Source organism: Elongatibacter sediminis (genome assembly GCF_037892215.1).
In the GTDB taxonomy this organism is placed as follows: domain Bacteria; phylum Pseudomonadota; class Gammaproteobacteria; order Xanthomonadales; family SZUA-36; genus Elongatibacter; species Elongatibacter sediminis.
In genome coordinates, this window is record NZ_JAZHOG010000009.1 from 44,703 (window position 1) to 52,835 (window position 8,133).

Sequence of the window (8,133 nt, forward strand, 5' to 3'; positions counted from 1 at the left end):
AGGACGTCGGTGATCGGAAACGGGTCAGTCCCTGGTCCCGTCATGCCGGGCTTGACCCGGCATCCATTGAATCTCGCATGGCAGTCACTTTTGGCGCCGGGTGGATCCCGGATCGCGGTTGCACCGCGTCCGGGATGACGGCCTTGAGGTAGAACCGTGTCCGGGATGACGGTTAGGGGGAACGCGCGATGGGTCTGACGGCGGTAATCGCCGGGGTCGGGGCGGGGCTTACTGGTAGCCGGCGGCCTGCAGGGAGAACAGCCGGGCGTAGTGGCCGTCGAGCGCCATCAACTCGTCGTGGCTGCCGCGCTCGATGATGCGGCCGTTTTCGATGACCACGATCTGGCTGGCCATGCGCACGGTGGAAAAGCGGTGCGAGATGAGAATGGCCATGCGGTTTTCGGTCAGGCGCCGGAAGTGCTCGAATATGGTCGCTTCGGCGGCCGCGTCCATGGCCGCGGTGGGTTCGTCCAGCACCAGGATGTCGGCGCCTTCACGCATGAAAGCGCGGGCCAGGGCGATTTTCTGCCATTGGCCGCCGGACAGCTCCATGCCATCCTTGAACCACTTGCCCAACTGGGTTTTGTAGCCGGCCGGCAATTCCTCGATGACGGCATCGGCCATGCCCTTTTCGGCCGCGCCGCGCCAGCGCGGTTCTTCGCGGAAATGACGCACGTCGCCGACACCGATGTTCTCGCCGACGATGAACTGGTAGCGGGAGAAATCCTGGAAAATGACGCCGATGCGCTGGCGCAGCACGTCTTCGTCCCAGTCCCGCAGGTCGAGACCGTCGAGCAGGATGCGGCCGGAATCGGGCCGGTACAGCCGGGTCAACAGCTTGATCAGGGTGGTCTTGCCGGAGCCGTTCTCGCCCACCAGGGCCAGTGAGTGGCCGGGCTGGATGTGCAGGTCGATGCCGTTCAGGGCCGGATGTGCCGCGCCGGGATAGGTGAAGGTCACGTTCTCGAAGCGGACCCCATCGCCGGGCTGCGTGCCTTCGCGCGCGCCGCCCGCACCGCTGCCGGTATTGCGCGCCGTGGGCGTTTCCAGGTACTCGTACAGGGTCGACAGATACAGGTTGTCCTCGTACATGCCGCCGATGGCGCTGAGGATGGCGGAAACCGCCGCCTGACCCTGGCGGAACAGCATCAGGTACATGGTCATCTGACCCAGGGTGATGCGGCTCATCACCGCGGCCGCGGCGATCCACGCATAGGCGCCGTACAGCGCGACCGTTCCGATCAGGCCGAGCACGAATCCCCAGCCATCGCGCCGGATTGCCAGGCTGCGATCACGCCCGTACAGGCGGTTGAAGATGTCGCGGTAGCGCTGCAACAGCAATGGCCCCAGGCCGTACAGCTTTACTTCCGGCACGTTGTCCTCGCGTGCCAGCACCGTTTCCAGGTAAATCTGCATGCGCGTGTCGGGCGAACGCCAGCGGAACAAGGTGAAGGCTTCGTCCGAAAACTTCGTCTCGGCGATGAATGAGGGCAGGCCGGCCACGATCAGCACCACCACGGCCCACGGCGAGAACTGCACCAGCAATACCCCGTAGCTGACCAGGGAGACGAGGTTCTGAGCCAGTCCGAAGGTCCGGTTAACCAGTGACAGCGGTCGGCTGGACGCTTCGCGGCGGGCGCGGGTGAGCTTGTCGTAGAACTCGGAGTCCTCGAACTGGGCCAGTTCCAGGGTTTGCGCCTTTTCCAGGATCATCATGTTGACCCGTTGGCCGAGCTGGGCGCGCAACAGGGCCTGACACAGCGAAATGCCGCGCTGCGCCCCCGCCTGCGCCGCGACGATCACCGCTTCCAGCGCCACCAGGCCGAACACCGGCCGGACGAATGACATCAGCTCGCCGCCGCCGGATGCGCGGTAGGCCGCGGTCGCCGCCACAACGGCGTCGATGATCAGGGCGCCCACGTAGGCCATGGCCGCCGGCAGCACACCGGCCAGCACCGTCAGAATGCCCAGGATCACCGTCAACGGCCGGCTGGTCGTCCACACCAGGTCCAGGGCTCGCCGGCTGTATCGAAACACGCCCAGAAACGAGCGGCGCGACGGCTCGGGCGGTGGCGAGGAAGTGACGGGATGAGCGCTCATTGGTGCATTACATGGTGCCGGCCGCGGGCCACGGCAAGCGTGATGCCGGCGGGTCGGGCGTTAACGCTCGAGCCCACATCGAGCCCGTTCCGCACGTAACGCGCCAAAAACCTGCCCGAATGGTGCCCCCGACCCTGGCTCAGGCCGGCACGACGCGGAATCTGCCCTCGTCCGACGGCAGGACACGTGTCCCCAGTTTGCGGCTTTCCCGATCCAGCACCGCTTGCAGCCAGGCGACCTCTTCCGCCGGGGGCTGCTGCAGGCGAAACCGGCGGATTCGCATCGGGACCAGTTCCAGTGAGCGCAGGGCGCCGGAGGGTTCCAGGGTGGGGAAATACATCGCGGTCAGGTCGCTGCGAAAAACCGCACGCTCACTGCGTATGCCCTCGTAGTCGTTGAGAAAATCACCGCAGCCGTAAAGGATGGCGCGACCCCGGTACCACTCAATGCCGCGCGGATGGTGGGATGAATGCCCGTGCACCAGGTCGATGCCGACCTCGTCGATCAGCTGGTGCGCGAATTGGCGCTGATCCTCATGAACCGCATAACCCCAGTTCCCTCCCCAGTGCAGGGACAGCACCACGCGGTCTCCGGGCTGGCGCACGGCGGATACGGCGTCGGCCAGCGCACGAATCGAAGGAGGCGCAAGGTTGATGCGGTGCACCCCCGGCCGGGAAGGCCCGGCTGACCAGCCGCGGGGTACGCCGCTGTAGCCGGTGCACGCCGCGAACACCAGCAGCCGCCCCGCCGGGGTCGGGTAAATCACCGGGGTCATGGCAGCCGCGCGGTCCGGACCGGCGCCGGCGAAGGCGATGCCGGCCTCCTCGAGACTGCGCCGGGTGTCTTCCAGCCCGACCTCACCCCAGTCCAGGGCGTGGTTGTTCGCCAGGGAAACGCCATCGATTCCAGCCGCCGCGAGACAGGCCACGTTGCCGGGGTGCATCCGGTAGTGAACCTCCTTGCCGGGATCGGGCGCACCCCGATTCGTGATCGTGGTCTCCAGATTGACCCAGCGCAGCGCCGGGCGGACCTCGTCCAGCACCGCGAGGGCATCACCCCAGGGCCAGGCAAAATCGAGCGGTAAAGGCAGGGAACCGTTGGCTTCTTCGGCCAGCCGCAGGTAATGGAGCGCGGACTGCGCCCGCGCCTCGTAGAGCCGCGGATCCACCGAGTACGGCAGCGCCTGGTCCAGGCCGCGGCCGGTCATGACGTCGCCGGCCAGAAACAGCGTGAGTGGCTGTTCACCCGGCGCGCTCGAGACATCCTCCGGGCGCGCCGGGTGAACGGATCGATGTGGCGCCAGCCCGGCCGCCAGGGCCAGAGTGCCGGCGAGCAGGGCGCGCCGGGTCGGCGAGACGGGTTCGGGTGGGTCAGAGCGCATGTTGGAAACGACTGCGCTGGAAGGTGTCCGGTGCGTGGGCACGAATAGTGGGGACAACGAAGCCGGGCCGGCAGGGTGGCGCCGGAGCGCGTTTCAGGGCCGCAGCCATCGGGCGGGTGCTCATCACGGTCGCTCCATAGTGACATCGCACTTGCCGTTGGTGCAATTCGTCGCGTCCCAAAACGGTGCCTGTGTCACGCACGAATGCACCGTCATGGTGCCCGGGCCACTCCGCCGTGGCCTCTGTTGACGACCGGCCCTTGACCGCGGCGGCCACGGGCGGCCGGTGCGCCCGGATGGCACGGGACTTGCAACACTCGGGGATTCTGATTGTTCGGGTATTGAGACCATGAGTGTTCGAGCCCTGCCGCCCCTCAAATCGCTGCGCTACTTCAGAACGGCGGGGCGGCATATGAGTTTCAAGCAGGCCGCCGCGGAGCTTTGCGTGACGCCGTCGGCGGTGAGCCACCAGATTCGCCACCTGGAAACGGACCTGGGATTGCCGCTGTTCGAACGCCGCACCCGTGCGCTGGCATTCACGCCCGCAGGCCGGCACTACTTTCAGTTGCTCGACCACGTGTTCGCGCGGCTGGAAAGCGAAACCCGCCAGTTACGCACCGAGTTCAGCCGCACCATCGTGCGGTTCTGCGTTCCGCCGTTCTTCGCCAGCGAAGTGCTGCTGCCGCGGCTGGGGGAACTGCAGGAACGCCTGCCGGCAACCGACCTGCGCATGATGACCCAGCCCAGCGGAATGCGTGAGCATCCGGCCGAGGCCGACGTGTCCATTTTGCTGGGCAACGGCCAGTGGCCGGAACTGCAGGTTCATCGGTTGTTCTCGCGCCGGCTGGTGGCTGCCTGCGCGCCCGGTTTCGCGGCCGATCAGCCGGGCGGGCGCCCCGGGCAACTGGCCGACCAGGTGCTGATCGCCCACGAGAACCGACCCGACGCCTGGGAGGAATGGGCACGCTCGGCCGGGGTCGGGCCGCTGCGCGCACGCAACGTCCTGCGCTTCGATTCCATGGCGGACGTGGTGCAGGCCGCCAGCCAGGGACTGGGCATCGCGCTGATTTCGTGGCCGCTCGGCCGCGCCCGGCTGAATGACGGGCAGTTGCAACGCGCCTTCGATCACGAAATGGACACCGGAGAACACTTCTACCTGGCGTATCGCCGTGAGGATGCCGGGCGCGACTCGGTCCGCCAGCTGAGTTCGTGGCTGTTGGAACGGTTCCGTGAAGACGGGTGAAATTTGCTCACGCATAGCGCTGAAAACACCGTTTGTCAGCGGGTGCACGGCTTCATAGAGTGAAAGCCGATGAACGCCAACCCAATCACGGAGGACCCGAAGATGAAACACATCAAACGCACGACCATCACACTGACCGCCCTGGCCGCGCTGTACGCCGGTAACGCCACCGCCGCATCCGGCGAAGCCGGACTGCAGGCCTGTGTCGACGCGTTGATGTCGGAAGTCTCGGCTACCAATGGTGCGCCGGTGAATCATCGCATGCGCCGGGCCATCCCGGGTATCAAGCCGCTGGGCCGCCGCACCACCTTTCACGTCGATGCCGTGGATCCGGTAACCCAGCGCGTGGTGGCACGGGCCGATTGCGTGGTGAACTCCCGCGCCCAGGTGCTGCAACTGACCCCGATCGAAAATTCAGCACCCGGCGCACCCGTCCGCGCCCGCAAGGCGTACTACTCGTTCAACAACTGATCCTGTCATGTCCGCGAGCGCGAACAGCGTAAGCAATCTCCGGGGGCTGGACTAACGGCCACCGATGGGTCTCCACCGTCACCCCGAGGGCGGTGGAGACTCTGAGGGGATGGGGTCGTGGCAAGTAACGTGACCACCGTCATCCCGGACGCGGCGGGCTCACCCGAGTAAAGCCGTCATCCCGGACGCGGTGGGCATACCCGAGTAAAGCCGTCATCCCGGACGCGGTGGGCATACCCGAGTAAAACCGTCATCCCGGACGCGGTGGGCACACCCGATTAATGCTGTCATCCCGGACGCGGTGCAACCGCGATCCGGGATCCACCCGGCGCCCGAGTTCCATTTCCCGCCGAAACCAATGGATGCCGGATCAAGTCCGGCATGACGGTGGGGGAGGCGGGTCCAGCCTGCTTCGGCCCCTGTGGATGCCGGATCAAGTCCGGCATGACGGGAACGGGACTCTTGAGTGTCACCTCGTCCCACCGTCATCCCGGACGCGGTGCAACCGTGATCCGGGATCCACCCGGCGCCCGAGTTCCATTTCCCGCCGAAACCCATGGATGCCGGATCAAGTCCGGCATGACAGTGGAGGAGGAGGGTCCAGCCTGCTTCGGCCCCTGTGGATGCCGGATCAAGTCCGGCATGACGGCAGGGGAGGCAGGCTCACGAAGGTACCGTACCCCTGGATGCCGGATCAGGGACTTGTTTCGAAGCCGTCGTTGAATACCGGGCCGGGCAGGTTCAGGCCGATTTCAAAGCGGAACCAGGCCTTGCTCTCCGGTGTGATGGCGATGTGTTCCTGGTTTTCGGCCGGAACGTAGACCTCATCGAAGGGCGTGGACTGCGGCAGGCCGGCACCGCTGTCGAGATCGTGGAACGGATGGACGGCACCCAGCGCCAGGGCGCTGACCGTCGGCACGAAGTCATGAAAATCCTGCAGCGCGACGATTTCGCCCACTGGCACATTCACGCTGGCCGCCTGCTGCAGGGTCGCACTGTAGCCGCCGGGCGCATTGTCCCAGGGCAAGGTGCCGTTCACGGTCAGCACTTCCTGAAGCGTTTCGCCCACAGGCGGTGACAACAGGCCGTCGAACACCGTCTGCGAACCACCGTCCGGAACCGCCCATACGTTGCCGGTGATCAGCGATCCCAGGCCGCTGAACTCCCACTGCAGCAACGGGTCCCCGGCGGCGAAGCCCTGATCGGCCTGCGCGCCACTGCCATTGATGACCGCGACCCGGCGGGTCTGTTGTGGCCAGTCGCCCAGCGACAGCAGATCGGCGGCCAGGTCGGCGTGAAGCGGGTCGGGCGCGGCGCTGGTCCCGATCGTGCTGTCGACGTGATACAGCAGCAGTTGCCGCGCGGCCGGCGTGCGCAGCCGGTCGAGCAGGTAGGCCGCTGGTTCCGCCTGCGTACTGAAGAAGCGTAACCAAGTCTGCAGGCCCAGCGGTATGTTGGCACCGTCGTGGGGGGAATCGAACGAAATCCAGTTGCGCACGCGATGCGGCAGGGCCTGGTCCTCCATCCACAGCAAGGCGTAGCGGGAAATGAGGCCACCGGCGCTGGCGCCGACCACGGCCACGGTCTGCTCCGGCGGAATCGCAGCCAGCACCATCTGCAGCAGTTCGGTCAAGACGAGCGCGTTGCGCTGGATGGGATCAACGGCCTCGGTGAAGTCCAGCACCACCGCGTCGTAACCGTCGGCCCGCAGGTCCTCGAGCAGGTTTTCGCGGTTGAGCAGTTCATACAGCACGGGCCAGTCCATGCTGTTGTCGATGTCGAACCCCTCGACGACCACCACCGGGTTGGTCAGGCTGACATGACCCTCGGCCAGGTAGACATAAGCCTGACCGGAACCGACCTGACCATCCCAGGGCACGCTGGCGGTGACGGCCCAGGTTTCCGTGGGATCCGGCGTGACCAGGGCGGGAACGTCCACCGTGGCCGCCGCCTGCAGTACGCCACCATCGGCGGATTGCGCCTGCAGGGTGAGCGTTCTGGTGCCGGTGCTCGAATACGACACCGGTACCGGAACACCGGGCTCGATGCGCCGCTGGCCGTAACCGTCATCGGCATCGAACCACCACGACCGCGGTTGGGGCGCGTCATGAATCAGCACGGCCTGCGGATCGAGCACGAAAGAGAAGTCGCCGCCGTTGTACACCCGCTCGCGCAGCGGAGCGAAAACGAATACCCCGGAAGGGGGTACCCCGTCCGGCGCCTCGAATGCCGTGGCACCGACCTGGATCACGCCGAGGGGAACAACATTCCGCGGCACACCCGCACGCCGCGACTGCGCCAGGCTGCGCGCCGCCGGCCAGGCCGTCTTAGCCGTGGCCGAAGCGCGCAGCTCGAACATCACCTGGCGCCAGTCCGCCAGCGAAGCGGCCGGCGCGGCGGTTGTTCCGTCGAACTGCCGCGCCACTTCGGCCGCCGCAGCGGCGAGAGGAAGCAGCACCGCGAAAACAGCGCTGGCCAGCGCCAACAACCATGGGCATAGCGGGGTTCGGGTGCGAGAGCGCTGGGTCACGAGTTTGGGTTCCGGTGGTAATCCGGTCACATTCTAAGCGCATCGTGCAGCGCTTGTCGGCGGCCTGGCGGGCCGGGTGGATCCCGGATCGCGGTTTCACCGCGTCCGGGATGACTGTGAATATCAAGTACGTCCGGGATGACTGTGACTATCAAGTGCGTTCGGGATGACGGTGAATATCAGGTACGTCCGGGATGACGGTGAATATCAAGTGCGCCCGGGATGACAGTGAATATCAGGTACGTCCGGGATGACGGTGAATATCAAGTGCGTCCGGGATGACGGTGAATATCAGGTACGTCCGGGATGACGGTGAATATCAAGTGCGCCCGGGATGACAGTGAATATCAGGTACGTCCGGGATGACGGTGAATATCAAGTGCGTCCGGGATGACGGTGAATATCAAG

General features: G+C 66.0%; 5 protein-coding genes. 2 read left to right on the forward strand and 3 right to left on the reverse strand.

Translation table 11 applies throughout. The features are described from left to right. Nucleotides 1–228 precede the first annotated feature (228 nt). Nucleotides 229–2,100 carry an ABC transporter ATP-binding protein gene (locus V3330_RS13550; protein ID WP_354695971.1) on the reverse strand — a complete coding sequence of 624 codons (1,872 nt, stop codon included), beginning with the start codon at nucleotides 2,098–2,100 and terminating at the stop codon, nucleotides 229–231. 139 nt (nucleotides 2,101–2,239) lie between these two features. Beyond that, entirely contained in the window at nucleotides 2,240–3,481 is a 1,242-nt protein-coding gene (locus tag V3330_RS13555) for a CapA family protein (protein ID WP_354695972.1), read from the reverse strand. A 349-nt stretch (nucleotides 3,482–3,830) separates the two neighbouring features. On the opposite strand from V3330_RS13555, the gene V3330_RS13560 reads away from it, so the two are divergent. Both V3330_RS13560 and V3330_RS13565 read left to right on the forward strand, forming a co-directional pair. Beyond that, nucleotides 3,831–4,724 (forward strand): LysR substrate-binding domain-containing protein, encoded by an 894-nt coding sequence (locus V3330_RS13560; protein WP_354695973.1) that lies wholly within the window; start codon nucleotides 3,831–3,833, stop codon nucleotides 4,722–4,724. A 102-nt stretch (nucleotides 4,725–4,826) separates the two neighbouring features. Continuing rightward, the gene (locus tag V3330_RS13565; RefSeq protein ID WP_354695974.1) at nucleotides 4,827–5,195 is read left to right on the forward strand and encodes a hypothetical protein; all 369 of its coding nucleotides are present in this window, start codon (nucleotides 4,827–4,829) and stop codon (nucleotides 5,193–5,195) included. Nucleotides 5,196–5,889: 694 nt separating this feature from the next. On the opposite strand, the gene V3330_RS13570 is transcribed toward V3330_RS13565, so the two are convergent. Continuing rightward, nucleotides 5,890–7,725 carry an esterase/lipase family protein gene (locus V3330_RS13570; RefSeq protein ID WP_354695975.1) on the reverse strand — a complete coding sequence of 612 codons (1,836 nt, stop codon included), beginning with the start codon at nucleotides 7,723–7,725 and terminating at the stop codon, nucleotides 5,890–5,892. Nucleotides 7,726–8,133: the final 408 nt, after the last annotated feature.